Source organism: Streptomyces durmitorensis (genome assembly GCF_023498005.1).
GTDB classification, from domain to species: Bacteria; Actinomycetota; Actinomycetes; order Streptomycetales; family Streptomycetaceae; genus Streptomyces; species Streptomyces durmitorensis.
The window spans coordinates 3,429,200-3,455,809 of the sequence record NZ_CP097289.1; the positions used below are offsets into that span (position 1 = coordinate 3,429,200).

At 69.9% G+C, this 26,610-nt stretch carries 27 protein-coding genes; 14 read left to right on the forward strand and 13 right to left on the reverse strand.

What is annotated here, in order from left to right; translation table 11 throughout:
• Positions 1-58: 58 nt before the first annotated feature.
• From M4V62_RS15160 to M4V62_RS15175, 4 genes are all read left to right on the forward strand, one after another.
• On the forward strand, positions 59-763 hold the full coding sequence (locus M4V62_RS15160) for a spermidine synthase family protein (protein ID WP_249587794.1): 705 nt from the start codon (positions 59-61) through the stop codon (positions 761-763).
• A gap of 65 nt (positions 764-828) precedes the next feature.
• The gene (locus tag M4V62_RS15165) at positions 829-1,569 is read left to right on the forward strand and encodes a response regulator transcription factor (protein ID WP_249587795.1); all 741 of its coding nucleotides are present in this window, start codon (positions 829-831) and stop codon (positions 1,567-1,569) included.
• Positions 1,570-1,582: 13 nt separating this feature from the next.
• The gene (locus M4V62_RS15170; RefSeq protein WP_249587796.1) at positions 1,583-2,668 is read left to right on the forward strand and encodes a HAMP domain-containing sensor histidine kinase; all 1,086 of its coding nucleotides are present in this window, start codon (positions 1,583-1,585) and stop codon (positions 2,666-2,668) included.
• 259 nt (positions 2,669-2,927) lie between these two features.
• Positions 2,928-6,722 (forward strand): multifunctional oxoglutarate decarboxylase/oxoglutarate dehydrogenase thiamine pyrophosphate-binding subunit/dihydrolipoyllysine-residue succinyltransferase subunit, encoded by a 3,795-nt coding sequence (locus M4V62_RS15175; protein WP_249587797.1) that lies wholly within the window; start codon positions 2,928-2,930, stop codon positions 6,720-6,722.
• 92 nt (positions 6,723-6,814) lie between these two features.
• On the opposite strand, the gene M4V62_RS15180 is transcribed toward M4V62_RS15175, so the two are convergent.
• From M4V62_RS15180 to M4V62_RS15190, 3 genes are read right to left on the reverse strand one after another with little or no spacing between them, the layout of a single operon-like run.
• The gene (locus tag M4V62_RS15180; RefSeq protein WP_249587798.1) at positions 6,815-7,693 is read right to left on the reverse strand and encodes a transporter substrate-binding domain-containing protein; all 879 of its coding nucleotides are present in this window, start codon (positions 7,691-7,693) and stop codon (positions 6,815-6,817) included.
• A 15-nt stretch (positions 7,694-7,708) separates the two neighbouring features.
• Positions 7,709-8,461, reverse strand: a complete 753-nt coding sequence (locus M4V62_RS15185; protein ID WP_249587799.1) for a hypothetical protein — start codon at positions 8,459-8,461, stop codon at positions 7,709-7,711.
• Positions 8,458-8,889, reverse strand: coding sequence for a hypothetical protein (locus M4V62_RS15190; protein WP_249587800.1), 432 nt, complete (start codon positions 8,887-8,889; stop codon positions 8,458-8,460). Before M4V62_RS15190 ends, M4V62_RS15185 begins: the two co-directional genes overlap by 4 nt.
• A gap of 206 nt (positions 8,890-9,095) precedes the next feature.
• Between M4V62_RS15190 and M4V62_RS15195 the strand changes: the two genes are divergently transcribed.
• Entirely contained in the window at positions 9,096-9,278 is a 183-nt protein-coding gene (locus tag M4V62_RS15195) for a DUF6104 family protein (RefSeq protein WP_249592840.1), read from the forward strand.
• A gap of 274 nt (positions 9,279-9,552) precedes the next feature.
• Here M4V62_RS15195 and M4V62_RS15200 read toward each other — a convergent pair whose 3' ends face one another.
• Positions 9,553-10,392 carry a hypothetical protein gene (locus tag M4V62_RS15200; protein ID WP_249587801.1) on the reverse strand — a complete coding sequence of 280 codons (840 nt, stop codon included), beginning with the start codon at positions 10,390-10,392 and terminating at the stop codon, positions 9,553-9,555.
• Positions 10,393-10,563: 171 nt separating this feature from the next.
• On the opposite strand from M4V62_RS15200, the gene M4V62_RS15205 reads away from it, so the two are divergent.
• Together M4V62_RS15205 and M4V62_RS15210 are read left to right on the forward strand one after the other, a co-directional pair.
• The gene (locus M4V62_RS15205; RefSeq protein WP_249587802.1) at positions 10,564-11,544 is read left to right on the forward strand and encodes a DUF4097 family beta strand repeat-containing protein; all 981 of its coding nucleotides are present in this window, start codon (positions 10,564-10,566) and stop codon (positions 11,542-11,544) included.
• Between the two features lies 1 nt (position 11,545).
• Positions 11,546-12,628 (forward strand): PadR family transcriptional regulator, encoded by a 1,083-nt coding sequence (locus tag M4V62_RS15210; RefSeq protein ID WP_249587803.1) that lies wholly within the window; start codon positions 11,546-11,548, stop codon positions 12,626-12,628.
• A gap of 82 nt (positions 12,629-12,710) precedes the next feature.
• Here M4V62_RS15210 and M4V62_RS15215 read toward each other — a convergent pair whose 3' ends face one another.
• The 4 genes from M4V62_RS15215 to M4V62_RS15230 form a co-directional block, all read right to left on the reverse strand.
• Positions 12,711-13,274, reverse strand: a complete 564-nt coding sequence (locus M4V62_RS15215; RefSeq protein WP_249587804.1) for a Clp protease N-terminal domain-containing protein — start codon at positions 13,272-13,274, stop codon at positions 12,711-12,713.
• Positions 13,274-13,483, reverse strand: a complete 210-nt coding sequence (locus M4V62_RS15220) for a helix-turn-helix domain-containing protein (protein WP_249587805.1) — start codon at positions 13,481-13,483, stop codon at positions 13,274-13,276. The genes M4V62_RS15215 and M4V62_RS15220 overlap by 1 nt, the downstream gene beginning before the upstream one ends.
• Before the next feature lie 81 nt (positions 13,484-13,564).
• A complete protein-coding gene (locus M4V62_RS15225) occupies positions 13,565-14,527 on the reverse strand; it encodes a zinc-binding dehydrogenase (protein WP_249587806.1) in 963 nt (320 codons plus the stop codon).
• Positions 14,528-14,720: 193 nt separating this feature from the next.
• Positions 14,721-15,935 carry an NAD(P)-dependent malic enzyme gene (locus tag M4V62_RS15230; protein WP_249587807.1) on the reverse strand — a complete coding sequence of 405 codons (1,215 nt, stop codon included), beginning with the start codon at positions 15,933-15,935 and terminating at the stop codon, positions 14,721-14,723.
• A gap of 540 nt (positions 15,936-16,475) precedes the next feature.
• On the opposite strand from M4V62_RS15230, the gene M4V62_RS15235 reads away from it, so the two are divergent.
• Genes M4V62_RS15235 through M4V62_RS15245 form a run of 3 tightly spaced genes read left to right on the forward strand, consistent with a single transcriptional unit; the run spans position 16,476 to position 19,176 of the window.
• On the forward strand, positions 16,476-17,438 hold the full coding sequence (locus tag M4V62_RS15235) for an ABC transporter substrate-binding protein (RefSeq protein WP_249587808.1): 963 nt from the start codon (positions 16,476-16,478) through the stop codon (positions 17,436-17,438).
• Positions 17,439-17,473: 35 nt separating this feature from the next.
• The gene (locus M4V62_RS15240) at positions 17,474-18,412 is read left to right on the forward strand and encodes an amino acid ABC transporter permease (RefSeq protein WP_249587809.1); all 939 of its coding nucleotides are present in this window, start codon (positions 17,474-17,476) and stop codon (positions 18,410-18,412) included.
• Positions 18,412-19,176: an amino acid ABC transporter ATP-binding protein gene (locus M4V62_RS15245; protein WP_283779084.1), complete on the forward strand. Its 765-nt coding sequence runs from the start codon at positions 18,412-18,414 to the stop codon at positions 19,174-19,176. Before M4V62_RS15240 ends, M4V62_RS15245 begins: the two co-directional genes overlap by 1 nt.
• A gap of 83 nt (positions 19,177-19,259) precedes the next feature.
• Here M4V62_RS15245 and M4V62_RS15250 read toward each other — a convergent pair whose 3' ends face one another.
• The gene (locus M4V62_RS15250) at positions 19,260-20,021 is read right to left on the reverse strand and encodes a class I SAM-dependent methyltransferase (RefSeq protein WP_249587810.1); all 762 of its coding nucleotides are present in this window, start codon (positions 20,019-20,021) and stop codon (positions 19,260-19,262) included.
• A gap of 104 nt (positions 20,022-20,125) precedes the next feature.
• Here M4V62_RS15250 and M4V62_RS15255 point away from each other — a divergent pair, with 104 nt between their 5' ends.
• Positions 20,126-20,755, forward strand: coding sequence for a CGNR zinc finger domain-containing protein (locus M4V62_RS15255; protein WP_249587811.1), 630 nt, complete (start codon positions 20,126-20,128; stop codon positions 20,753-20,755).
• Here M4V62_RS15255 and sodX read toward each other — a convergent pair.
• A complete protein-coding gene (gene sodX / locus M4V62_RS15260; RefSeq protein ID WP_249587812.1) occupies positions 20,659-21,099 on the reverse strand; it encodes a nickel-type superoxide dismutase maturation protease in 441 nt (146 codons plus the stop codon). The genes M4V62_RS15255 and sodX overlap by 97 nt on opposite strands.
• Before the next feature lie 144 nt (positions 21,100-21,243).
• Between sodX and sodN the strand changes: the two genes are divergently transcribed.
• The gene (sodN, locus tag M4V62_RS15265) at positions 21,244-21,639 is read left to right on the forward strand and encodes a superoxide dismutase, Ni (protein ID WP_160507177.1); all 396 of its coding nucleotides are present in this window, start codon (positions 21,244-21,246) and stop codon (positions 21,637-21,639) included.
• Positions 21,640-21,723: 84 nt separating this feature from the next.
• On the opposite strand, the gene M4V62_RS15270 is transcribed toward sodN, so the two are convergent.
• Together M4V62_RS15270 and M4V62_RS15275 are read right to left on the reverse strand one after the other, a co-directional pair.
• Positions 21,724-22,017, reverse strand: coding sequence for a DUF3303 family protein (locus M4V62_RS15270; RefSeq protein ID WP_249587813.1), 294 nt, complete (start codon positions 22,015-22,017; stop codon positions 21,724-21,726).
• A gap of 71 nt (positions 22,018-22,088) precedes the next feature.
• On the reverse strand, positions 22,089-22,754 hold the full coding sequence (locus M4V62_RS15275) for a LysE family translocator (protein WP_249587814.1): 666 nt from the start codon (positions 22,752-22,754) through the stop codon (positions 22,089-22,091).
• A gap of 174 nt (positions 22,755-22,928) precedes the next feature.
• Here M4V62_RS15275 and M4V62_RS15280 point away from each other — a divergent pair, with 174 nt between their 5' ends.
• On the forward strand, positions 22,929-24,956 hold the full coding sequence (locus tag M4V62_RS15280; RefSeq protein ID WP_249587815.1) for an elongation factor G: 2,028 nt from the start codon (positions 22,929-22,931) through the stop codon (positions 24,954-24,956).
• Positions 24,957-25,047: 91 nt separating this feature from the next.
• Here the strand turns inward: M4V62_RS15280 and M4V62_RS15285 are convergent, their stop codons facing one another.
• Complete coding sequence (locus M4V62_RS15285) at positions 25,048-25,965, reverse strand: sigma-70 family RNA polymerase sigma factor (protein ID WP_249587816.1); 918 nt, start codon at positions 25,963-25,965, stop codon at positions 25,048-25,050.
• A 130-nt stretch (positions 25,966-26,095) separates the two neighbouring features.
• On the opposite strand from M4V62_RS15285, the gene M4V62_RS15290 reads away from it, so the two are divergent.
• Positions 26,096-26,563 carry a pyridoxamine 5'-phosphate oxidase family protein gene (locus M4V62_RS15290; RefSeq protein ID WP_249587817.1) on the forward strand — a complete coding sequence of 156 codons (468 nt, stop codon included), beginning with the start codon at positions 26,096-26,098 and terminating at the stop codon, positions 26,561-26,563.
• Positions 26,564-26,610: the final 47 nt, after the last annotated feature.

A 26,610-nucleotide genomic window follows, 5' to 3' on the forward strand; every position in this document is an offset into this window, starting at 1 on the left:
CCGCACCGATCCGCGCTTCCCGAGTCTGCCCCGGTTGCGCCCCCATACGCTGGCGGCCATGCACACCCACACCACCACCCCCGTCGTCATCGACCGGCGTGAGGGGCCGTACGGCGAAGTCGTACTGCGGCGCCATGGTGCGCTTCTGCAGATCATCGCCAATGGCTGTTTCCTCATGGACACTTCGGACGGCCGCTCGGAGCGGCTGCTCGTCGACGCGGCGTACGACGCGCTGGACGGCCGCCCGCGGCCCAGCCTCCTCATCGGCGGCCTGGGCGTCGGCTTCTCCCTCGCCCACGCGGCAGCGGACCCGCGCTGGGGCCCCATCGCCGTCGTGGAGCGCGAGCGGGCCATCATCGACTGGCACCGCTCGGGAGCGGACGCCCCGCTGGCGGGCCTCTCCGGGGCCGCGCTCGCCGATCCGCGCACGGAGATCCTGCACACAGACCTCGTGGCACACCTGCACGGCACCGACTCCTCTCACGGCGCCCCGAGAACGTACGACGCGCTCTGTCTGGACATCGACAACGGCCCGGACTGGACGGTGACCGAGGACAACAACTCCCTCTATTCTCCGGCCGGTCTGGCGGCCTGCCGGGCGCGTCTCAACCCCGGCGGAGTGCTCGCCGTGTGGTCGGCCCAACCCTCGTCCGCTTTCGACGACGCTCTACGGAATGCCGGGTTCCAGTCGGTACGGACGGAAGAGGTCACCGTTGCCCGAGGCGTACCCGACGTGGTTCATCTCGGCGTAAGCGCTGCGTAGCCGAGGTGCCTTCGCGACCCGTACCCTGCTGGTCGAACACAAGCGATCAGTGTCAGGGGCGGGCGATGGAGCAGACACACACCTCCCAGAACGGTGCGACGGCGGCGATGCCGGGCGCCCAGCGCCGGGTTCTGGTGGTCGAGGACGACCCGACGATCGTCGACGCCATCGCCGCCCGGCTACGCGCCGAGGGTTTCGTAGTGCAAACGGCGGGAGACGGTCCTTCGGCGGTCGACACCGCGCAGGCCTGGCAGCCCGATCTGCTGATCCTGGACATCATGCTGCCGGGCTTCGACGGGCTCGAAGTGTGCCGCCGGGTGCAGGCCCAGCGGCCGGTTCCCGTCCTCATGCTGACGGCGCGCGACGACGAGACGGACATGCTGGTCGGGCTCGGCGTCGGCGCCGACGACTACATGACCAAGCCGTTCTCCATGCGGGAGCTCGCGGCCCGTGTGCATGTCCTGCTGCGCAGGGTCGAGCGGGCCGCGCTCGCCGCGACCACGCCGCGCAGCGGGATCCTGCGGCTCGGCGAGCTGGAGATCGACCACGCCCAGCGGCGGGTCAGGGTCCGCAGCGAGGACGTACACCTGACGCCGACGGAGTTCGACCTGCTGGTCTGCCTGGCCAACACCCCGCGTGCGGTGCTCTCGCGCGAGCAGCTGCTCGCCGAGGTGTGGGACTGGGCCGACGCGTCGGGCACCCGGACCGTCGACAGCCACATCAAGGCGCTGCGCCGGAAGATCGGCGCCGAGCGCATCCGTACGGTGCACGGCGTCGGGTACGCCCTGGAGACCCCGACCCCCTGAGGTGAGCCGTCCGATGACAGGTCCCTTCGGCGGGCTGCGGCCGTTCTCCATCAAGACCAAGCTCGGCACCCTGGTGGTCGTCTCGGTCTTCATCACCACAGGCCTCCTGATGGTGGCGATGAAGACGGAGACGGAGCTGCGCTTCATCACCGTCTTCTCGGTGATCGCCACGCTGCTGATCACGCAGTTCGTGGCGCACAGCCTCACCGCGCCCCTGGACGAGATGAACTCCGTGGCGCGCGCCGTCTCGCACGGCGACTACACGCGCCGGGTGCGCGGCGCCGACCGCCGTGACGAGCTGGGCGACGTGGCCACCACGATCAACCGCATGGCGGACGATCTGGAGGCCCAGGACCAGCAGCGCAAGGAGCTCGTCGCCAACGTCTCGCACGAGCTGCGCACCCCCATCGCGGCGCTGCGCGCGGTCCTGGAGAACGTCGTCGACGGAGTCTCCGCCGCCGACCCGGAGACCATGCGCACGGCCCTGAAGCAGACGGAGCGGCTCGGGCGTCTCGTGGAGACCCTGCTCGACCTCTCCCGCCTGGACAACGGCGTCGTACCGCTGCGGGCCCGCCGCTTCGAGGTGTGGCCCTACCTGTCGGGCGTCCTGAAGGAGGCCAACATGGTGGCCTCCGCGCGCGCGGGCATCGCCTCGGGCTCCGGCAGCCACACGCGTACGGACGTGCATCTGCACCTGGACGTCACGCCGCCCGAGCTGACCGCGCACGCGGACGCCGAGCGCCTTCACCAGGTCGTGGCCAACCTCATCGACAACGCGGTCAAGCACAGCCCGCCGCACGGCCGCGTCACCGTGCGCGCCCGGCGCGGCCTCTACCCCGAGTCCCTGGACCTGGAGGTCCTCGACGAGGGCCCCGGCATCCCGGAGTCGGAGTGGCACCGCGTCTTCGAGCGCTTCAACCGCGGCAGCCACGTCAATGCCCCCATGCAGGGGCCCGGCAGCGACGGCGGCACCGGTCTCGGCCTCGCCATCGCGCGCTGGGCGGTCGACATGCACGGCGGGCACATCGGAGTGGCCGAATCCCCTCGCGGCTGCCGCATCCAGGTCACCCTTCCGGGCCTGCCCGAAGTGCGAAGTTGACGTAGGGTTCGAAACGGAAGCGATTCGCGGGCGCATCGGAAGCGCGCCCGGGTGACGCCGCCGCGCTGGGCACGGCCCGCGCGGCCATCTGGCGTTGCGGAACCTCGCTTGTTTCCCGCCATTTACAGCCCCGAAACCATCGGTCCAGTGTGACTTACGCGACGGATGACGGGGCCGGTCTGCACCTGACGGCGATGGAGGCGTAGCCTTTATTTCCGCTGTCCATCACCTTGTGAAGCGGAAGAGGGCGGTTACCGCCGTGTCGTCACAGTCCCCCAGTAGCTCGAGCATCTCGACCGACCAAGACGGGCAAGGCAAGAGCCCTGCTGCTGCCTTCGGTCCCAATGAGTGGCTCGTCGACGAGATCTATCAGCAGTACCTCCAGGACCCGAATTCGGTCGACCGAGCCTGGTGGGACTTCTTCGCCGACTACAAGCCGGGAGCGGGCGCGTCACCTGCCGCTGCCCCGGCCAAGCCGGCGGGTGACGCAGCCGCGGGGGCTGCGGCCACCACGTCCCCCGCAGCTCCTGCCGCACCCGCCGCCGCCCCGGCCGCACCCGCCGCGCCCGCCGCTCCTGCGGCGAAGCCCGCAGCCGCCGCGGCCCCGGCCCCCGCCGCGAAGCCCGCAGCCGCGAAGCCCGCCGCCAAGGCGGAGCCCGCGACCCCTGCTGAAACGGCCCCGGCAGGACCCGAGTACGTGACGCTGCGCGGCCCCGCCGCCGCGGTCGCGAAGAACATGAACGCCTCCGTGGAGGTCCCGACGGCGACGTCGGTCCGCGCGGTCCCGGTGAAGCTGCTCTTCGACAACCGCATCGTCATCAACAACCACCTCAAGCGCGCCCGCGGCGGGAAGATCTCCTTCACGCACCTCATCGGGTACGCGATGGTGCAGGCCATCAAGGCCATGCCGTCGATGAACTACTCCTTCGTGCAGAAGGACGGCAAGCCGACGCTGGTCAAGCCGGAGCACATCAACTTCGGCCTCGCCATCGACCTGGTGAAGCCCAACGGCGACCGCCAGCTCGTGGTCGCGGGCATCAAGAAGGCCGAGACCCTGAACTTCTTCGAGTTCTGGCAGGCCTACGAGGACATCGTCCGCCGTGCACGCGACGGCAAGCTCGGCATGGACGACTTCACCGGCGTCACGGTCTCGCTGACCAACCCCGGCGGCCTCGGCACGGTCCACTCGGTCCCCCGCCTGATGCCCGGACAGTCGGTCATCATGGGCGTCGGCTCGATGGACTACCCCGCGGAGTTCCAGGGCACGTCCCAGGACACCCTGAACAAGCTCGGCATCTCGAAGGTCATGACGCTCACGTCGACCTACGACCACCGGGTGATCCAGGGCGCCGCTTCGGGTGAGTTCCTGCGGATCGTCGCGAACCTGCTGCTCGGCGAGAACGACTTCTACGACGAGATCTTCAAGGCGCTGCGCATCCCGTACGAGCCGGTCCGCTGGCTCAAGGACATCGACGCCTCGCACGACGACGACGTCACGAAGGCCGCCCGCGTCTTCGAGCTGATCCACTCCTACCGCGTCCGCGGCCACGTCATGGCCGACACGGACCCGCTGGAGTACAAGCAGCGCAAGCACCCCGACCTGGACATCACCGAGCACGGCCTCACCTTGTGGGACCTGGAGCGCGAGTTCGCGGTCGGCGGCTTCGCCGGCAAGTCGATGATGAAGCTGCGCGACGTCCTCGGCGTCCTGCGCGACTCGTACTGCCGCACCACCGGCATCGAGTTCATGCACATCCAGGACCCGAAGCAGCGCAAGTGGCTCCAGGACCGCATCGAGCGCACGCACGCCTCGAAGCCCGAGCGCGAGGAGCAGCTGCGCATCCTGCGTCGGCTGAACGCCGCCGAGGCCTTCGAGACGTTCCTGCAGACGAAGTACGTCGGCCAGAAGCGCTTCTCCCTGGAGGGCGGCGAGTCCGTCATCCCGCTGCTCGACGCCGTCATCGACAGCGCCGCCGAGTCCCGCCTGGACGAGGTCGTCATCGGCATGGCCCACCGCGGCCGCCTGAACGTCCTCGCGAACATCGTGGGCAAGTCGTACGCCCAGATCTTCCGCGAGTTCGAGGGCAACATGGACCCCAAGTCCATGCACGGCTCCGGCGACGTGAAGTACCACCTGGGCGCCGAGGGCACCTTCACCGGCCTCGACGGCGAGCAGATCAAGGTCTCGCTCGCGGCGAACCCGTCCCACCTGGAGACGGTCGACCCGATCATCGAGGGCATCGTCCGCGCCAAGCAGGACATCATCAACAAGGGCGGCACGGACTTCACGGTCCTGCCCGTCGCCCTGCACGGTGACGCGGCCTTCGCGGGCCAGGGTGTGGTCGCCGAGACGCTGAACATGTCGCAGCTGCGCGGTTACCGCACGGGCGGCACGGTCCACATCGTCATCAACAACCAGGTCGGCTTCACCGCCGCCCCGGAGTCGTCGCGCTCCTCCATGTACGCCACGGACGTGGCCCGCATGATCGAGGCGCCGATCTTCCACGTGAACGGCGACGACCCCGAGGCCGTCGTGCGCATCGCGCGGCTCGCTTTCGAGTTCCGTCAGGCGTTCAACAAGGACGTCGTGATCGACCTCATCTGCTACCGCCGCCGCGGTCACAACGAGTCGGACAACCCGGCGTTCACGCAGCCGCTGATGTACGACCTGATCGACAAGAAGCGCTCGGTGCGCAAGCTCTACACCGAGTCCCTCATCGGTCGCGGCGACATCACCCTGGAAGAGGCCGAGCAGGCGCTCCAGGACTTCCAGGGGCAGCTGGAGAAGGTCTTCACGGAGGTCCGCGAGGCCATCTCGCAGCCCGCCGAGGCCGAGGTCCCGGCCCCGGAGGCCGAGTTCCCGGTGAACGTCGACACGTCGATCTCCCAGGAGGTCGTCAAGCGGATCGCCGAGTCCCAGGTCAACATCCCCGACCGGGTCACCGTCCACCCGCGTCTGCTGCCGCAGTTGCAGCGCCGCATGTCGATGGTCGAGGAAGGCACGATCGACTGGGGCATGGGCGAGACCCTCGCCATCGGTTCGCTGCTGCTCGAAGGCACGCCGGTCCGTCTGTCGGGCCAGGACTCGCGCCGTGGCACGTTCGGTCAGCGTCACGCGGTCCTCATCGACCGTGAGACGGGCGAGGACTTCACGCCGCTCCTGTACCTCTCCGAGGACCAGGCGCGCTACAACGTCTACGACTCGCTGCTCTCCGAGTACGCGGTGATGGGCTTCGAGTACGGCTACTCGCTGGCCCGTCCCGAGTCCCTCGTCATGTGGGAAGCGCAGTTCGGTGACTTCGTCAACGGCGCGCAGACGGTGGTGGACGAGTACATCTCGGCCGCCGAGCAGAAGTGGAACCAGCACTCCGGCGTCACGCTGCTGCTGCCGCACGGCTACGAGGGCCAGGGCCCGGACCACTCGTCCGCCCGCATCGAGCGCTTCCTCCAGCTGTGCGCGCAGAACAACATGACGGTCGCGATGCCGACCCTTCCGTCGAACTACTTCCACCTCCTGCGGTGGCAGGTGCACAACCCGCACCACAAGCCGCTGGTGGTCTTCACGCCGAAGTCGATGCTGCGCCTCAAGGCGGCGGCCTCGAAGACGGAGGAGTTCACGACGGGTGGCTTCCGCCCGGTCATCGGCGACGACTCGGTCGAGGCGTCGGCGGTCCGCAAGGTCGTCTTCTGCTCCGGCAAGCTGTACTACGACCTGGAGGCCGAGCGGAAGAAGCGCGAGGTCACGGACACCGCGATCATCCGCATCGAGCGTCTGTACCCGCTGCCGGGTGCCGAGCTCCAGGCGGAGATCGCGAAGTACCCGAACGCCGAGAAGTACCTGTGGGCGCAGGAGGAGCCGGCGAACCAGGGCGCGTGGCCCTTCATCGCCCTCAACCTCATCGACCACCTGGACCTGGCGGTCGGCGCGGACATCCCGCACGGCGAGCGCCTGCGCCGCATCTCGCGGCCGCACGGCTCGTCCCCCGCGGTCGGTTCGAAGAAGCGCCACGAGCAGGAGCAGGAGCAGCTCCTCACCGAGGTCTTCGAGGCGTGAGCGCCGTTCGCTGACGTCAGCGGTACGTGACCGGGCCCGCCCCGCGGTGTGAACCGCGGGGCGGGCCCGGTTCTTCGTACGTCATTCGTACGTCAGGTGCTCGGCTTGTCGCGGCAGGAGCGGGCGTCGATGGAGCCCGCGCTCGGTTTGTAGTGGCTGATCCAGTTGGGTTCCTCGGCGGCGAGGTTCGGGACCGACGCCTCGAAGTCCTTGATCCAGGCGCTGCTGTCGACGTAGTCCTTCACGAACTCCCGCAGCCTGACGCAGTCCGCGCGGTGCCCCTTGGCCAGGCCGATTCCGTAGTGCTGCGGCGCCCCGATGGTCAGGCCGGGGACCACGCGCAGGCCCTCGGCGGCGTGCTGCCGGGCGAAGCCGTACAGGATCATCTGGTCGGTGGAGACCGCGTACGCCTCTCCGGCGACGAGCTGGTCGACGCAGTCGGAGGCGTCGGTGAGCGTGATCAGGTCGGCGCCCACGCGCTTGAGCTCCTTGAGCGCCTCCACGGAGGTCGTGCCCTCCCACGTGCAGACCGTCCTGCCCTTGAAGTCCTCCCGCTTCGTGGCGTCCTTGCCCTCCTTGCCGACGAGGAATCCCTGACGGGTGGTGGCGTAGGGGCCGACGAAGTCGATCTGCTCCATGCGGGGCGGTGTGATGGAGAAGGCGGCGATGACCATGTCGGTGTCGCCGTTGACCAGGTCGGGGACGCGGTCCGCGGAGGACACGTTCGCCGGCTTGGACGTCTTGATCTTCAGGTCGTCCTTCAGCTGTCCGAGCAGCAGATGGTCGAAGCCCGAGCGGCGGTAGTTGTCCTCGTACGAAACGCCGGGCAGGTCCCCGTGCATCTCCACGCTGATCTGGGACTTGCCGAGGAAGGTCGGCTCCGACTCCTCGCCGCAGGAACTCGCGCCCGCCATCGTGCAGGCGAGGAGGAACGCCAGCAGGGCCGTGGTCCCGCGCGGTCTCACGCTCATCCGGATCACCTCCCCTCAGCCGTGCAGCACGGCGTCGTCTACGGACACGGTCATCCGGCAGCCCGGGTCCGTGTGGACGGTCACGTCGACCCGCAGCGCTCCATGGGCCCCGCCGAGCGGCAGGTCGACGGCCTGTCCCGCGCGCACGTCGGTGTGCGCGCTGTTCGCGCCGGCGCCCCGCAGCGCGACGGTGAGGCGGGTCTCCGGGGTGCAGGACTGGGCGTCGGGCACGGCGTCGCGGACCATCAGGGCCAGGCGCAGATGCGTACGCGAGGGGGCGTCGGCCACCACGACGGACAGCAGGTCCCCGTTCTCCACCGGCCCCCGGCTGATCTCGGCCCGGCCGGTCACGTCCACCTCGCCGTGCTCCGTCAGCCGGTCCACCCAGAGCAGGGCGCCGACGGCGAGGAGGACGGAGAGCGCCGAGACGAGGGCCTTCGTCGCGGACGGGGCGACGATCCCGACGATGCGGGCGCCCGCGAGCAGGAGGGCGAGCCCCAGCAGCACATAGACGCCCGCGTACTGGCTCTGTGGCCCCCCGGGCGCGATGACCAGGGCCGTCGTGCCGAGGCCGAGGACGATGAGGAAGGGCGGCCAGTTCCACACCCGCCAGGTCGACGCGTCGCCCACGGCGTTCTTCAGGCCGTCGCCGAGGACGAGACTGATGACGAAGTCGCCGAGCACGCGGCCGACCGCGACCGCCTTGTTCCCCTCCGCGCGGGTCTCGGACCGGCTGGGCCGCTGGGTCCGGGCCGTGCGGGGGCTCATCTGCCGCTCTGCGGGTCGCCGTCGAAGTTGATGGTGAAATCGCCCCGCACCGTCTCCACGGCGACCGCGTGCTTGCCGTACGCGTGTGCGCCGCCGCCCTGCCGTACCCCGGCCGCGGCCCGCTCGATGTGCCCGCGCAGCGCGTCGGCGCCGAGCTCACCGCCGGCGAGCCACTCCCCCACCGCGGCCTCCAGGGCGCCCCGCGCCTCTTCGGGCAGACCGGCTATCGCACCAGCGGCGGCGGTGGCGGTGCCCTCGTCGTCCCCGCGCGGCCTGCGCAGCACGACGTCGAGGAACGTCCGGCCCCGCGCCACGACGCTCTGGGCCACCTCGTCACGGGCGGTGGTCGCGACGGCGGCCCCCATGGACAGCGCGGCCGAGCTGAGGAACGCGGCGATGGCATCGGCAGACGTCAGCAGTTCGGACAAGTCGGTTCTCCTTCCCGCGTCGTGCGCGGCGACCGGGCCCTGCGCATGGACACGCGGCATACGAACACCCCTCCGGAGAAAGGGAGTTACCCGCGATGGGGCTGGTGCACACCATGCCCTGTGAAACTGTTGTCCTGAGGCCGATCCGCCATTCCGTACGCTTGGTGAACCATCACGACCATGTACGCACGCAGGAGACGAGCCCCATGTACTTCACCGACCGTGGCATCGAGGAGCTGGAGAAGCGGCGCGGCGAGGAGGAGGTCACTTTCGAGTGGCTCGCCGAGCAGCTCCGGGTCTTCGTGGACCTCAACCCGGACTTCGAGGTCCCGGTGGAGCGTCTCGCCACCTGGCTGGCCCGTCTGGACGACGAGGACGAGGACGAGTAGTCCGCTCCTGGTCCGCTCCTGGTCCGCTCCGCCGGCCCGGGTCACCTGGTCCACGTCACCCGACGAGCGCCGGGGCCGGCGCGGGCCACTGAGGCAGCGGCAGCGCTCCCGGCTCGCTCGATCGTCCTGTCGACCCCGCACAGCACTTCGGACCCCGACCAGCCGGCCCGCCTGCTCGCCCTCACCCTCGCCCTCGACGCGATCCACGCGCGCGGGCTGATCCACGCACGCGACTGATCCACGCACGCGACTCCACGCACGCGGCCAGAGCCCGTCAGCTCCGGCCGGGCCCCGCGTCAGCCGCCCGCACCCTGTCGTACGCGAATCCCAAAGAGCCGTGCACCATCAGGAGCACCCCCGCCACGGCCCATCCCCCGCTGCGCCGCCGCACGGCCCATGCGGCGAGCGGGAGCCCGGCGGCCATCTGCGCCACGGCCAGCGCGCGAGCCCGCGGCCCCCGCAGCCACGGCCCGAGACGCCCCCGCTCGACGACGTCGAGCTCCGCCCGCACCGCGTCCCGCCACCCCGACCACTCGACCTCCCGCACACCCGGCACGACCCGTGCCACCGCGCGCAGCCGGTCCGCGGGCTCACCCGGACCGAGGCCGGTCGGCAGCGCCACTCCCGCCCGCGCGAGAACGGCGAGCAGCCCCAGGAGCCGCGCACGGGCGTCGGCCTCCGTGTCCGGGCGCCCAAGGGCCTCCAGGGACTGCATGTCCAGGACGGGGTCGAGCCCGAGGCGCGCGGCGAAGGTGCGCAGCGCCTCGTCCTCTCCGACGGGCGTCCCGTTCGCCAGCCATACGTATTCGACGGTGCGCCGGAAGCCCGCCGCGAGGGTGCAGCCCGACCGGTCGGAGTCCCACCACAGCGCGAGCACCGGCCAGATAGACCCGACGGCGAGCGCGGTGGCCCACCCCGTGAGGACCCGGTCCACCGGTTCGTCGCCGTGCACCCAGGGCTTGCCCTCGGGCACCAGCACGCTCCACTCGTGGCCCGCGTGGGCGAGCAGCATCCGTTCGCGCAACAGGCGGGCGGCGGGCTCGACCACGTCGGGTTCGGCCCGGCAGAGCAGCAGGGCACCGGCGGCGGCGTGCTCGAAAGCTTCGGACGACATGGCCCCACGCTAGGTCAAATCGCCATATTCGGCGCAGAGAAGCGACGGTGTCTTGACTTTCCGTTACCGCGATATATCGTGTATCTCAGAGACGCGATATGGCGCGTTGCGATCCGGGCTTCCGGGCCCTCCCGTCCACCGTTGTCCAGCACGCCCGAGGAGGTCAGCCCGATGTCAGAGTGGTCCGTCGCCGAGCCCCAGAAGCTCACGTTCGACGCCCCCGTGAGGACACTCCATGTGCGCGTCGTCAACGGAACAGTGAACGTCGTGGGCACCGACGAAGTTTCCGCCCGGCTCGAGGTCTCCGAGATCGAGGGGCCGCCGCTGACCGTCACGCAGTCGGACGGCACGCTGTCCGTCGCCTATGACGACCTGCCCTGGAAGGGCTTCCTCAAGTGGCTCGACCGCAAGGGCTGGCGCCGCAGCGCCGTGGTCTCGCTGGCCGTCCCGGCGGGCACCCGCGTCGAGGTCGGCGTCGTGGGGGCCGGCGCCGTGGTCTCGGGGATCGAGGGGCGCACGGAGGTCAAGGGCGTCACCGGCGACACCACCCTCGTCGGCCTCTCGGGCCAGGTCCGCGCCGACACGGTCTCGGGCAGCGTGGAGGCCCAGGGCATCACGGGCGACCTGCGGTTCAACTCGGTCTCCGGTGACCTGACCGTCTTCGAGGGCGCGGGCTCCTCCGTTCGGGCAGATTCGGTGAGCGGCTCGATGATCGTGGACATCGACCCGACGGGCGCGCCGGCGGACATCGGTCTGACGAGCGTCTCCGGTGAGATAGCGATCCGGCTGCCCCACCCGACGGACGCGGACGTGGAGGCGAACACCGCGAGCGGGTCGGTGTCCAACGCGTTCGAGGACCTGCGGGTCAGCGGCCAGTGGGGCGCGAAGAAGATCACCGGCCGCCTGGGCTCGGGCAGCGGAAAGCTCAGGGCGACGACGGTCTCGGGCTCCATCGCGCTGCTGCGCAGGCCGCCGACGGAGGAGGATCCGTCCGACGAGGTCCCACCGACCGCGTCCCCGTCGGACGCGACGGACCCGACGGACCCGACGGACCCGACAGGACCCACGGACCCCACGGACCCGACGGACACTCCCCCGACGGGCACTCCCCCGACCGACGACGCCGCCCCGACCGACAAGAAGGTGCTCTGAGATGGCCCCCGTGTTCGCCCACGGCCGACTGCGCCTGTATCTGCTGAAGCTCCTCGACGAGGCCCCGCGCCACGGCTATGAGGTGATCCGCCTCCTGGAGGAGCGCTTCCAGGGGCTGTACGCACCTTCGGCCGGGACGGTCTACCCCCGCCTGGCGAAGCTGGAGGCCGAGGGCCTGGTCACGCACACCACGGAGGGCGGCCGCAAGGTGTACGCCATCACGGACGCGGGCCGCGCCGAACTGGCCGACCGCAGCGGTGAGCTGGCCGATCTGGAGCTGGAGATCCGCGACTCCGTCGCCGAGCTCGCCGCCGAGATCCGGGACGGCGTGCGGGGCGCGGCCGGTGAGCTCCGCCGTGAGATGCGGGAGGCGGCCAAGGAGGCACGCGCGTCCGGCGGCAGGCCCGAGGGCAAGAACGACTCCAGCTCCGGCTCCGGCAAGGTCTTCCCCGACCCCTCGGACTTCTTCGACGGCTCCTGGGGCGACAAGGAGGGCTGGCGCCAGGCCAAGGAGGACTTCAAGCGCGCCAAGCAGGAGTGGAAGGAGCAGGCACGGCGGGCGAAGGACGAGACCCGCAGGGCCCGCGAGGACGCCCAGCGCGCCCGCCGCCAGGCGCAGGACGCACAGGCGACCGCCCGCGCCCAGGCGCAGGAGGAGGTGCAGCGCATCGCACGCCGCGTCCAGGACCAGGTCCAGGACCACTTCACGCGGGGCGACTGGCCGACGGGGGTCCGCGAGGGCCTGACGGAACTGGCCAAGGAGTTCGGCGAGTTCGGCAAGAACGCAGGCAGCGCAGGCAAGGACTTCGGCCGCAAGGGCGCGCGGTCCACCGCCGAGGAGCCCACGTTCACGGACGCCCGCGAGGACGAGGTCCCCACGGAGTACGTCCCGGACTGGGCCCAGGAGGACACCACCGGCCATCCGGCACGTGACCTGGACCGCCTCCTGGACCGCTTCCGCGACGACATCCGCGACGCGGCCCGGGACCACGGCGTGACGGAGGACCAACTCCGCGACGCCCGCCGCCACTTGTCATCGGCGGCGGCACACATCGCCGCGACATTGCGTACGCCGAAGCCATGACCTGGGCGGCCACCCAGGGACCGCCGGGTCCGCCCTGACCCCAGGCCCGCCCTGGTCGTAGGCCGGACCCAGGCTCATCGGCTTAGGCGGCGCCCTCGCCGTACAGCACCCTCTCCACCGACTCATGGGTCACGCCATGGTCCGCGAGCACCTCGCCGACCGGGCCGGGGCGGACCGTCAGGGCGAACAGGATGTGTTCGTCGCCGATGTGCCGGTCCCGGCGGGCGGTGGCGATGCGCAGGGACTTCTCCAGGGCGTCCTTGGCCTCACGGGTGAAGGGACGGTGCCCGGTCCAGCCGAGGCCGGGCCGCCGGGCCTTGCGTCCGCCCGCCAACGCGCCCACGCCATGAGCCTCCTCGACCCGGGAGACGATCTCGGACACGTCGATGCCGAGCTCGGCCAGCGCCTGTGTGTCGGCCTGCGAGAGGCCCCCGCGGCGCCGCGCCTCGGCCAGCGCGGTCTCGATCGACTCCCGGCGGCGCGTGGCCCCGAGCGAGGCCAGGGCGAAGGACGCCCGGCTCGCCTCGCGGTCGAGCAGCGCGAGCAGCATGTGCCCGTCGTCGACGGAGTCCGCACCCTCGCCCTCGGCATGCTCGACCGCGCCCTTGACGACGGCGCGGGCGTCCTTCGTGAACCGCTCGAACATCACTGCCTCCCGTACTTCTTGTGCACGGCCTGCCTGCTCACTCCGAGCTCCGCGGCGATCCCCTGCCACGACCAGCCCTGCAGGCGCGCACTGCGCACCTGCACGGCCTCCAACTGCTCCACCAGCCTCCGCAGCGCGGAGACGGCCCGCAGTCCGACTCGTGGGTCACGGTCACCCGCACGCTCGGCGAGATCCGTAGCTTTGGTCATGCATGTCAACTTACGTTGACAGGAAGGCCGTGTCAACCATAGTTGACACGGATGAAGTGATACCCGGAGGCAGCTTCAGCCTCAGACCTCCAGCACGATCTTCCCGAACTGCTCGCCCGACTCCATGCGCTCGAAGCCCTCACGCGCCCGGTCCAGCGGCAGCACCTCGTCGATGACGGGGCGCACGCCCGTGGCGGCGCAGAAGGAGAGCAGGTCCTCCAGTTCGTCCTTGGACCCCATCGTCGAACCGACGATCTTCAGCTCCAGGAAGAAGACCCGCGTCAGCTCCGCGTGCGAGGGCCTGTCACCGCTGGTCGCGCCCGAGATCACCAGAGTGCCGCCCGGCTTGAGCGACTTGATGGAGTGCGACCACGTCGCCGCCCCCACCGTCTCGATGACGGCGTCCACCCGCTGCGGAAGGCGAGCGCCCGACTCCACCGCCTCCACCGCGCCCAGCTCCAGGGCCCGCTTCCGCTTGGCCTCGTCGCGGCTCGTGGCGAAGACCCTCAGGCCCGCCGCCTTGCCGAGGACGATCGCGGCCGTGGCGACGCCGCCACCGGCGCCCTGCACGAGGACCGAATCCCCGGGACGCACACCGGCGTTGGTGAAGAGCATGCGGTACGCGGTGAGCCACGCGGTCGGCAGACAGGCCGCCTCGGCGAACGACAGCTCCTTCGGCTTCGGCAGCAGATTCCACGTGGGCACGGAGACCTGCTCGGCGAACGTCCCCTGGTACTTCTCGGTGAGGATCGAGCGGCCCTCGTCGGGGCCGACCCCGTGCCCGGTCTGGCCGATGACGGAGTGCAGGACGACCTCGTTGCCGTGCTCGTCGATGCCCGCGGCGTCACAGCCGAGGATCATCGGCAGCCTCCCCTCGGGGAGGCCGACCCCGCGCAGGGACCACAGGTCGTGATGGTTGAGGGAGGCGGCCCGGACGTTCACGGTCGACCAGCCGGTCCGGGCCTCGGGGGCGGGACGCTCCCCCAACTCAAGGCCACTGAGCGGCTGGTCACGGTCGATGCGGGCGGCGTAGGCGGCGAACATGAGGCGACGATAGGCCGCGGGCCTACCCGCACGTAACCAGCAGCCCCTGTGACACACCCCGCACCCACCACAAGCCGCCACCCGCCGACGGCGACATACCGGAACGAGAGACGCCCACCCGTTCAAGAGACTGGAAACGGGTGGGCGGGCGGGAAAGGCATGGGCCCCGCCACCACGTGACGGGGCCCAGAGATCAGCGGCGAGCCACGCCTTCGGCACGAGCGGCCGCCGCAACAGCGGCAGTCACGGCCGGGGCGACCCTCTCGTCGAACGGCGAGGGGATCACGTAGTCGGCGGAGAGCTCATCGCCCACCACGCCGGCCAGCGCCTCCGCCGCGGCGATCTTCATCGTCTCGGTGATCCGCGAGGCCCGCACCTGCAGCGCGCCCGCGAAGATGCCGGGGAACGCGAGCACGTTGTTGATCTGGTTCGGGTAGTCCGAACGGCCCGTCGCGACAACAGCCGCGTACTTGTGGGCGATGTCCGGGTGCACCTCGGGGTTCGGGTTGGCCATGGCGAACACGAACGAGTTCGGCGCCATGGAGGCGACCGCGGGCTCGGGGACGGTGCCGCCCGAGACGCCGATGAACACGTCCGCACCCGCGAGCGCGCTCTCCAGCGAGCCGCTGAGCCCGGCCTTGTTGGTGATCTCCGCGAGCTCACGCTTGACCGGGGTGAGGTCGTCCCGGTCCCGGCTCACGACGCCCTTGCGGTCCGCGACCGCCACATCGCCCAGGCCCGCCTCGAGCAGGAACTTGGCGATGGCGACACCGGCCGCACCCGCGCCGGAGATCACGGCACGCAGCTCACCGAGCGTGCGCCCGGTCAGCCGCGCCGCGTTCCGCAGCGCGGCGAGCGTCACGACCGCCGTGCCGTGCTGGTCGTCGTGGAAGACCGGAATGTCGAGCCGCTCCTGGAGCTTGCGCTCGATCTCGAAGCAGCGCGGCGCCGAGATGTCTTCGAGGTTCACGCCGCCGAAGGACGGCGCCATGCGCACCACGGTCTCGACGATCTCGTCCGCGTCCGTCGTCGCGAGCGCGATCGGAACCGCGTCCACGCCGCCGAACTGCTTGAACAGAATGGCCTTGCCCTCCATCACGGGGAGGGAGGCCTCGGGACCGATGTCACCGAGACCGAGCACGGCCGTGCCGTCGGTGACCACGGCCACGACGTTCGACTTCCATGTGTAGTCGTTCACCAGCTCCGGCTGCTCGGCGATCGCGGTGCACACTTTCGCGACGCCAGGCGTGTACGCCAGGGACAGGTCGTCCTTGTCCCGCACCGGCACAGTGGCCTGCACGGCCATCTTGCCGCCACGGTGCAGCGCGAACGCCGGATCGAAGGGCTCTTCAGCGCCTTCGTGACCCGTACTGCTGTCGCTGCGAGGATTGACGATCTCCGCTGCCACTTGTCTTACCCCTTAAGTCTTAAATCATCAGTTGAGGGTGTCCACTCCTGGTTGAGAAGTGGGCGGGCACCGCGTCTGTTCTCCGCCTGTCGACGGAGGGAGGTACAGACACGCGAGCGCGCCGCACACGCGCTCTGGGCCCCGGATGAGGGGTGTAACGCACCTTTCTACCTGACGGCGCGGGGCACGGGCGAGTGGGATTGGTTACCTGAGGTGCCCCTGGTCCTTGTAGTGGTCCAACAAGAACGGACGACGGGCCCATGCCCGGATTTTCCGAGGAACGCCCGCCGCCGGTCCACATCGCGAGATTCACCCGAGATCCACCGAAGATCTCAAATGGCGGTACTTCGTTCCAGGCCGGTACGGCCCGGTTGTCCCGGCCTGTCTGGGTACCGCGATCACCCGTTATCCGATTTTGACATCTCTGGCACCCAGAATCGGACGGTCCGAATGGCAAGATGCCGTCATCACACGAGGTCGCGACACCCGAAGGTGTGTGCACGACCGCTCGGCAACTCCCTCATCCGCCGGAGGACCCTCATGACCGCACGCTTCATCTGTCGTACCACCGCCGGTAAGTCCGCGAAGTCACGGATGGCCACGGTCGGCGCGATCGCGGTCGCCGGCGCGCTGCTGCTGTCCGGCTGCGGCGACCAGACCAAGAGCAAGGACGAGGGCGGCGAGAAGGTGAGCAACGCACCGCTCGCCGACAAGCTCCCCAAGGACATCCGTGACGCGGGCGTCATCAAGGTCGGTTCGGACATCGCGTACCCGCCCGTCGAGTTCAAGGACAAGTCCGGCAAGACCGTCGGCATCGACCCCGACCTCGGCGACGCGCTCGGCAAGCAGCTCGGCGTGGAGTTCCAGTTCGACAACGGCACCTTCGACACCCTGCTCGGCGGTCTGCGCTCCAAGCGCTACGACCTCGCGATGTCGGCCATGACCGACACCAAGAACCGCCAGGAGGGCGTCGACGAGGAGACCGGCAAGAAGATCGGCGACGGCGTCGACTTCGTCGACTACTTCACGGCCGGTGTCTCGATCTACACCAAGAAGGGCGACGACCAGGGCATCAAGACCTGGAGCGACCTCTGCGGCAAGAAGATCGTCGTCCAGCGCGGCACCGTCTCGCACGACCTCGCCAAGGCCGAGTCGAAGAAGTGCAAGGGCGGCAAGAAGATCGCCATCGAGTCCTTCGACAACGACCAGCAGGCCCAGACCCGACTGCGCTCCGGCGGCGCGGACGCGGGCTCGTCCGACTTCCCGGTCGCCGCGTACGCGGTGAAGACCTCGGGCGGCGGCAAGGACTTCGAGCTGGTCGGCGAGCAGGTCGAGGCCGCTCCGTACGGCATCGCGATCTCCAAGAAGAACCCCGAGCTGCGCGACGCGATCAAGGCGGCGCTCGACGCGATCATCAAGAACGGCGACTACGACAAGATCATCTCGAAGTGGGGCGTCGAGGACGGCGCGGTCAAGGAAGCCTTGATCAACGGCGGCAAGTGACCGCGCAACCGTCTCGCCGCTGAAAGGCCACTTTCGTGACTACCGACATCTCCAAGAAGGGCCCGGAGGACACACCCCCGTCCTCCCGGCCTGAGGCCATCAAGGCCATCCCGGTCCGGCACTACGGCCGGTACGTCGCCGCGCTCCTCGCCATCGGCGCGTTCGCCGCGATCGTCTACGCCTTCGCTCAGGGCGACATCAACTGGGACGCGATCCCCGACAACTTCTTCGACGACCGCATCCTCAAGGGCGTCCGCGAGACCCTGCTCCTGACCTTCCTGTCGATGCTCATCGGCGTGGTCGGCGGCATCCTCCTCTCGGTGATGCGCCTGTCGAAGAACCCGGTGACCTCGTCGATCGCCTGGTTCTACATCTGGTTCTTCCGCGGTACGCCGGTCCTGGTCCAGCTCTTCATCTGGTTCAACCTCGGCTTCGTCTTCGAGTACGTCAACCTCGGCCCCGTCTACAAGGACGAGTGGTCGGACTTCATGACGCCGTTCCTGACGGCGCTGCTCGGCCTGGGCCTCAACGAGGCCGCGTACATGGCCGAGATCTGCCGCGCCGGTCTGCTCTCGGTCGACGAGGGCCAGACCGAGGCGTCCCAGGCGCTGGGCATGAGCCACGGCAAGACGCTGCGCCGCGTCGTGCTGCCGCAGGCGATGCGCGTGATCGTGCCGCCGACGGGCAACGAAGTCATCAACATGCTCAAGACGACGTCCCTGGTGGCCGCGGTCCAGTACTTCGAACTGCTGCGGTACGCCCAGGACATCGGCACCTCCTCCGGCGCCACCGTCGAGGCCCTGCTGCTCGCCGCGGCCTGGTACCTGATCATGACCTCGATCCTCTCCGTCGGCCAGTTCTACCTGGAGCGTTACTACGCGCGCGGTTCGTCGCGCTCGCTCCCGGACACCCCGTTCCAGAAGATCAAGGCCAATATGTTGTCCCTTGGCAACCGCTCGGGAGTTGGTCACTGATGACGACCGCCATGGTGAAGTCCGAAGGCGTCCACAAGTCCTTCGGCAACGTCGAGGTCCTCAAGGGCATCGACCTGGAGGTCAAGTCCGGCGAGGTCTTCTGCCTCATCGGCCCCTCAGGCTCCGGCAAGTCGACGTTCCTTCGCTGCATCAACCACCTCGAGAAGGTCAACGCCGGCCGCCTCTACGTCGACGGCGAACTGGTGGGCTACCGGCAGAAGGGGGACAAGCTGTACGAGCTCAAGGACAGCGAAGTCGCCCTGAAGCGCCGGGACATCGGCATGGTCTTCCAGCGCTTCAACCTCTTCCCGCACATGACGGCCCTCGAGAACGTCATGGAGGCGCCGGTCCAGGTCAAGGGCGAGACGAAGTCGGCGGCCAGGGCACGCGCCGGGCAGCTCCTGGAGCGGGTCGGCCTTGCCGACAAGGCCAAGAGCTACCCCTCGCAGCTCTCGGGCGGCCAGCAGCAGCGTGTGGCCATCGCCCGCGCGCTCGCGATGGAGCCGAAGCTGATGCTCTTCGACGAGCCGACGTCGGCGCTCGACCCGGAGCTGGTGGGTGACGTCCTTGACGTCATGCGCGATCTCGCCGAGTCCGGCATGACGATGATCGTCGTCACGCACGAGATGGGCTTCGCGCGCGAGGTCGGCGACAGCCTCGTCTTCATGGACGAGGGCGTGGTGGTCGAGTCCGGCCACCCGCGCGACGTCCTGACGAACCCGCAGCACGAGCGGACGCAGTCGTTCCTCTCGAAGGTGTTGTAAGGCTGTAGGGCGAAGGCGCCGCAAGGCGCATACGCACAAAGGGCGGTACGGATCCCAGATCCGTACCGCCCTTCGCGTACGCGCTACTTGAGGCCGAGCACCATCGCGTCGGAGGGCGAGGACCACACCGTCCGCGCCTCGCCGAAGCCCGCCTCGCGCAGCGTCCGCGCGTGCCACTCGGGCGAGGGGGTGTCGCCGTCCGCGTGCTCGCCGTAGATCTCGAAGCGCTTGGCCGTGGGCTCGGCGAGGACCGGGTCCTGGGCTGCGAGCTGCCACCAGTCCCTCCAGTCCACGGCGCCCGCGGCCTTGGCCTGCTCCATGCGGGCGTGCCGCTGGGCCCGGTCGGCGTCGTTCAGGCGGGGCGTCGCGGGGTCGGGCATGTGGTCGGCGTTCATGAAGACGCCGCCGTCCCGGACGAGGCCCGCGAGCTGGCCGTAGAGGGCGGTGAGGGGTTCGCTGTGCAACCAGTGCAGGGCGGTGGCGGTGAGGACGGCGTCGTACGCGTCGTACGGCAGCTGCGCCGTCCACCGGGGGTCCTTGAGGTCCGCGGTCACGAAGGTGACCCGGTCGTCCCCGGCGAAGGTGCCCTCGGCGATGGCCAGGAGCGCGGGGTCGAGGTCGACGCCCGTGCTGACCGCGTTCGGGAACCTCTTGAGCAGCCGGTCCGTAATACTCCCCGTACCGCACGCGAGGTCGAGCACGCGCGGCTCGGTGCCGACGACGGCTTCGACCATGTCGAGCATGACCCGGAACCGCTCCTCGCGGTCGGGCAGATACCACTCCTGCTGCCGGTCCCAGCTGTCCTGCCAGGCACGCCAGTCTGTTCCGGACGCCGTTTCCGTCATCGGAAGTCCTCCCGTACGTAATACGCTCTCGTAATACCCTCGAAGCACGCGTAACCGTTACTCACGCACGTGATGAAGATAGCCCGCCCCGGTAAGGACTACAAGTGGAACTGGCCTATTACTCGGACTACGCCGTACGTCTGGTCAACAGCGAGGAGCCGGGTCGCAACAAGGACACGCTGACGTCGGTCGAGGCGATCCGCGAGCTGTTCGGAGGCAGCTCGCAGGCGGCACGCCGTGCCACGGACTCCGACGTCACCCGCTTCCGCTCCGTGCGGGCCAGGCTCAGGGCGGTCTTCGAGGCGGCGGACGGCGGCGACGAGACCCTCGCGGTCGACCTGCTGAACTCACTGCTCATGGAGTTCCCGGTCAGCCCGCAGATCTCGGGCCACGACGACCGTGACGACGAGGGCAATCCGCTGTGGCACATGCACCTGGCGGACCACCCGTCGAACGCCACGTCCGGGTACGCGGCGATCGCCGCGATGGGCCTCGCCTTCCACCTCACCGAGCACGGCGTGGACCGCCTCGGCCTGTGCGAGGCAGCGCCCTGCCGCAACGCCTATCTCGACACGTCGACAAACCGTTCCCGACGCTACTGCTCGGACCGCTGCGCGACCCGCGCCAATGTCGCCGCCTACCGCGCCCGCAAGCGCCTGGAGACGGACCGGTCGGCGAGCACGGGGCGCGCTGCGGAAACCGCCCAGCGCACCATCGCGAACGGCGAGCGCTGACCGGACCTGAACTGGGGCGGGCGGTAGCGGAACCACACCTTCCCCAGGACGAGTTCCTCGGGCACCGTGCCGTAGTCCGTGCTGTCCCCTCCCGCGTACACGTTGTCCCCGCGCACCCACCAGCCGCCCTCGCGCCGCTCGGCGGCACGCTTGACGACCAACAGGTCCTGCTGGAACGGGTGGCGGAGCACCACCACGTCACCCGCTCGGACCCGTGCGCCCCACTGCACCACCAGGCGGTCCCCGTGGTAGAGCGTGGGCACCATCGAAGGCCCCGTCACCTCGGCCGCACCCAACGGCAGGATGGCCCTTCTCCGTTCGCTCTCCTGCGACAGCTCCGGCATCACCGCACCTCCCCGGTCCTATCCTCCACGAGTCCCAGTCTCACCCTGGACTTTTGTCCTAAGCCCAAGGGGGCACTCGCGAAAACCCGTCTCTCACGGAGTAATGTCCCACCTGAGAAGACGATCACGAGGAAGGACCGCTGCATGCTTTCCCGCCTGTTTGCCCCCAAGGTAAAGGTCAGCGCCCACTGCGACCTCCCCTGCGGCGTGTACGACCCGGCCCAGGCCCGCATCGAGGCGGAGTCGGTCAAGGCCGTCCAGGAGAAGATGGCCGCCAACGACGACGCGCAGTTCCAGACGCGCGCCATCGGCATCAAGGAGCAGCGCGCGGAGCTCGCGAAGCACCACGTGTCGGTGCTCTGGAGCGACTACTTCAAGCCCCCGCACTTCGAGAAGTACCCGGAGCTGCACCAGCTGGTCAACGACACCCTCAAGGCCCTCTCGGCCGCCAAGGGCTCGTCGGACCCGGCCACGGGCCAGAAGGCGCTGGACTACATCGCCCAGATCGACAAGATCTTCTGGGAGACCAAGAAGGCCTGACCCCACAAGGTCACCAGGCCACCTGGTCACACGAAAGCACCCGGCATCCGCGCGGAGCCGGGTGCTTTCGGCGTTCTGCGGCGGTCAGCCCTGAAGCGCGGACAGGCCCTTCTGCAGGTCCTCCGCGTTCATCACCGGGTAGATCTCGATCTCCGCACCGAGCTCCAGGAAGAACGGCTCGGCGATGGACGGCATCTGCGAGCTGTCCTGCATGTCGAAGACGAAGGTGGCGGCCCGCCCGCCGTCGCTGGGCCCGAAGTACGCGGCCTCCGGCTTGATCTGCTCCGACACCGCCTGCATCAGCTTCGGCAGCGTGCCGTTCTTGATCGCCTCGTTCGAGATCTGTGTGTCCAGACGCGCTCTCAACATGACCCTCATGGCACTCACTCCTCCTTCCAAGGGTCCCGCTCCCCACCCGGATCCGCATCCGCTGCCCGGACGAGAAGGCTTCAGGCCCGGTCGTGCAGCGCGAGATTCACGGCGAAGCCGAGGAACGCCACCCCGCTGAGCTGCTCCAGACGGCGCCGGAACGACGGGCGGCGGATGCGGTCGCCCAGCGCGGATGCCGCGTGGGTGACGATCCAGTACCAGAGCGCGAGTTCGACCAGGTCGATCGCCGTGAGCAGCAGAGTCGTACGGAACACGGGGGCGCCCGCCGGGATGAACTGCGGGATCAGGCTCATGTAGAAGAGCCCGGCCTTGGGGTTCAGGAGGTTCGTGGCAAGGCCCGCGCGGAAGGCCGCCCAGCGGTCCCGTGCCGAGGGGGGCACGGCCTCCCCCGCAGGCTCCCCCGACTCCGCCGCCCCTTCCCGCGCCTGCCTCCGCACTCCCCCGCGCGCCCGCCACAGCGCCGTGCAGCCCAGCCACGCCAGGTAGGCGGCGCCCGCGATGCGCAGGGCGTCGTACGCGAGACGGGAGGCCGTGAGCAGGGCCGTCAGGCCGATCGCGGTCGCCACGCCCCAGGCCAGGCAGCCGGTGAGGATGCCGAGCGCGGCGGCGAAGCCGCCGTCCCTGCCGTGGGCCACGGAGGTGCGCAGGACCAGGAGCGTGTCGAGGCCCGGCGTGATGTTGATGATCGCGGCGACGCCCGCGAACGCGAGTGCGGCGGTGAGCATGACGGGAGGCTAGCCGCCGGCCGCGCCGTCGCGCCGCCCCATAAATCGGTTGCCGCCCCGCACCGCCCCTGCTGCACTTGCCGTACGCCCCGACCCGTCAAGGAGACGCAATGCGCCGTTTGTTCATGTCCAGCCAGAAGGGAATCGCCATCGACCCAGAGGACATGACACTCCGTGCATACGTCGAGCACGTCCACCACCCTGAACTTGGGGATCCTGGCGCATGTTGACGCCGGGAAGACCAGCCTGACCGAGCGGCTGCTGCACGCCGCCGGTGTCATCGACGAGATCGGTCGCGTCGATGCGGGCAGCACCCAGACCGATTCACTGGCTCTGGAGCGGCAGCGCGGCATCACGATCAAGTCGGCCGTCGTCTCCTTCGCCGTCGACGACGTCACCGTCAATCTCATCGACACCCCTGGCCACCCGGACTTCATCGCCGAGGTGGAGCGGGTCCTGAGCGTGCTCGACGGTGCCGTGCTCGTCGTCTCCGCCGTCGAAGGCGTCCAGGCGCAGACCCGCGTCCTCATGCGGACGCTGCGGCGGCTGCGCATCCCCACGCTCGTCTTCGTGAACAAGATCGACCGGCGCGGAGCGCGCGAGGAGGATCTGCTGCGCAGCATCGCGGAGCGGCTCGTCCCGGACATCGTGCCCATGGGTACGGTCCGCGGTCTCGGCGGCCGTGACGCCTCGTACGTTCCCTTCGACGCGGGCGACCCCGCCTTCACCGGTCGCCTCGTCGACGTGCTCGCCGCGCACGACGACGCCCTGCTCTCCGCGTACGTCGACGACGAGGCGGGGCTCACCTACCGGCGGCTGCGCGCCGAACTCGCCGCGCAGACCGAGCGTGCCCTTGTGCACCCGGTGTTCTTCGGCTCGGCCGCCACCGGCGCGGGCGTCGGCGAACTCATCGCGGGCATCCGGGAGTTGCTGCCCTCCGAGGACGGCGGCCCGCGCGCCGACGAGCCCGTGTCCGGCACCGTCTTCAAGGTCGAGCGCGGTGACGCCGGGGAGAAGGTCGCGTACGTGCGGATGTTCGCGGGGACGGTGCGCACGCGCGACCGGCTGCCGTTCGGCGGCGGGCGCGAGGGCAAGGTCACCGCGGTCAGCGTCTTCGACCGCGGGTCCGCGGACCCGCGCGAGGGTGTCTCCGCGGGGCAGATCGGGAAGTTGTGGGGGCTCGGCGACATCCGTATCGGCGATGTCGTCGGCGTACCGCGTGCCGACGACAGGACGCGCGGAGCCGGGCAGCACCACTTCTCGCCGCCCACCCTGGAGACCGTCGTCGTCCCCGCCCGCCCCGGCGACAGGGGCGCCCTGCATCTCGCGCTCGCCCAGCTCGCCGAGCAGGACCCGCTGATCAACCTCCGGCAGGACGATCTGCGCCAGGAGGTGTACGTGTCGCTGTACGGCGAGGTCCAGAAGGAAGTCATCGAGGCGACCCTCCTCGACGAGTACGGAATCGACGTCACGTTCCGCGAGACCACGACCATCTGCGTGGAGCGCGTGACCGGAAGCGGGTCCGCGTACGAGGTCATCGACACGGACTCCAACCCGTTCCTGGCCACGGTCGGACTGCGCGTCGATCCCGGTCCGCCGGATTCCGGCGTGGAGTTCCGCCTGGAGATCGAGCTCGGTTCGATGCCGTACGCGTTCTTCCGCGCCGTCGAGGAGACCGTCCGCGAGACGCTGCTCCAGGGGGTCCACGGATGGCAGGTCGACGACTGCGTCGTCACCATGACGCACTCCGGCTACTGGCCCCGCCAGAGCCACGCGCACGGCACCTTCGACAAGAGCATGTCGAGCACGGCCGGGGACTTCCGGCAGCTGACCCCGCTGGTCCTGCTGAGCGCGCTGCGGCGGGCCGGCACCGCGGTGCACGAGCCGCTGCACCGCTTCCGGCTCAGCGTCCCGGACGACGTGTTCGGGCAGCTCCTGCCCGCGCTCTCCCGGCTGCGTGCGGTCCCGCACACCCAGACGGCGCGCGGAGCCTCGTACGTGGTCGAGGGGGAGATCCCCGCCGCCCGCGTGCACGAGCTCGAGCAGCTGCTGCCCTCGCTGACGCGTGGCGAGGGCGAGCTGGAGTCCGCCTTCGAGCGGTACCAGCCGGTCCGGGGCGAGGCCCCGGACCGGCCGCGCACCGACCGCAATCCGCTCTGCCGCAAGGAGTATCTGCGGGAGGTGGCCGGTGTCCGGCGCTGAGTCCGTGTCCGGTGTCGGGACTGTGTCCCGTGCCGGGTTCGGTGTCGGGACCGGGTTCGGTGTCGGGACCGGGTTCGGTGTCGGGACCGGGTCAGGCGCGGAAGCGAGGGAGGCCGAGTCCCCGTACGCGGGCGGGGTCGACGAGGAGGTTGAGTTCCACGATCCTGCCGTTCGTGATCGTGAACTCCATGACCGAGACGACCTCGCCCCGCGGCACCCCGACCACGCCGACACGGCCGTTGACGAAGGCCAGCTCGGTGGTCGGCGCCGCCTTCGAGAACATCGCGGCCTGCCCGGCCACCACGGTCGCGCCCCGCACCAATTTCGAGAGCCCGGAGGCGAGTTCGCCGGTGTCGGCCCGCAACACCACGTCCGGGTCGAGCAGTTCGAGCAGCGCGTCGAAGTCACCGCCCCGCGCGGCGGCGAGGAAGGCGCCGACGACCTCGCGCTGCCGCGCGGGGTCGTTGTCGGGCCTGGGCGCCGAACCCTGCACCCGGCGACGGGCCCGGCTCGCGAGCTGCCGCGTCGCGGCCGGGGTGCGCTCCACGATGGGGGCGACCTCGTCGAAGGGCACGGCGAACATGTCGTGCAGCACGAAGGCGAGACGCTCGGCGGGCGCGAGCGTCTCAAGGACGACGAGCAGCGCGAGGCCGACCGAGTCGGCGAGCAGCACCTCCTGCTCGGGGTCGACCACATCCCCCCAGCTCACCACGGGGTCGGGCACATGCGTGTCCATCGAGAGCGACAGGGAGTCCTCGCGCCGCGACTGCCGCGTACGCAGCATGTCGAGGCAGATCCGGCCGACGACGGTCGTCAGCCAGCCGCCCAGGTTCGCCACCTGACCGGTGTCGGCGCGGCTGAGCCGGATCCAGGACTCCTGGACCGCGTCCTCGGACTCGCTGAGCGAACCGAGCATGCGATAGGCGACCGCCTTCAGATGCGGCCTGTGCTCCTCGAAGCGGGCCGCCAGCGCCTCGCCCTGGTCCGCCGCTGCTTCGTTATGGTCCATCTGTCACATTCCCCCGTCGCGATCCGTCATGGAAGTGACCACCGTTCCCGGGCACTTGGAGGAGAACAGTAATGAACGCGTACGCCATACCGGCCGCCCGCATCTCGCGCCGGCCGTCGGGACAGGGCGCATGAGCACGGAGACGACAGCACCCCGCGCGCCCGAGCAGCGCAAGCAGGACGCCCTGCACCGCCTCGACCACGACGTCGACGCGTGGGTGGCGACGGCGGACGCGGAGAGCGGGACCCCGTATCTCATCCCGCTGTCCTTCCTCTGGGACGGCGAGAGCCTCCTTGTGGCCACTCCGGAAGCCAGCGTCACCGGCCGCAACCTCCGGGCGACCGGCAAGGCACGGGTCGGCATCGGGCCGACCCGCGACCTCGTCCTCGTCGAAGGGGCCGTACGCGCCCTCGACGGGGCCGAGTTGACCGCCGAGCTCCGTGACGCCTTCGCCACGAAGACGGGCTTCGACCCGAGCAGGCTCAAGACCGCCTACACCTACTTCCGCATCACCCCGCAGCGCGTCCAGGCCTGGCGCGAGGCCGACGAGCTGGAGGGCCGGGAGCTGATGCTGGGCGGGCGGTGGACAGTGAGGTGAGGCGAGGTGAGGCGAGGTGAGGTGAGCCGGGCGGGGGCGTGGCCCGG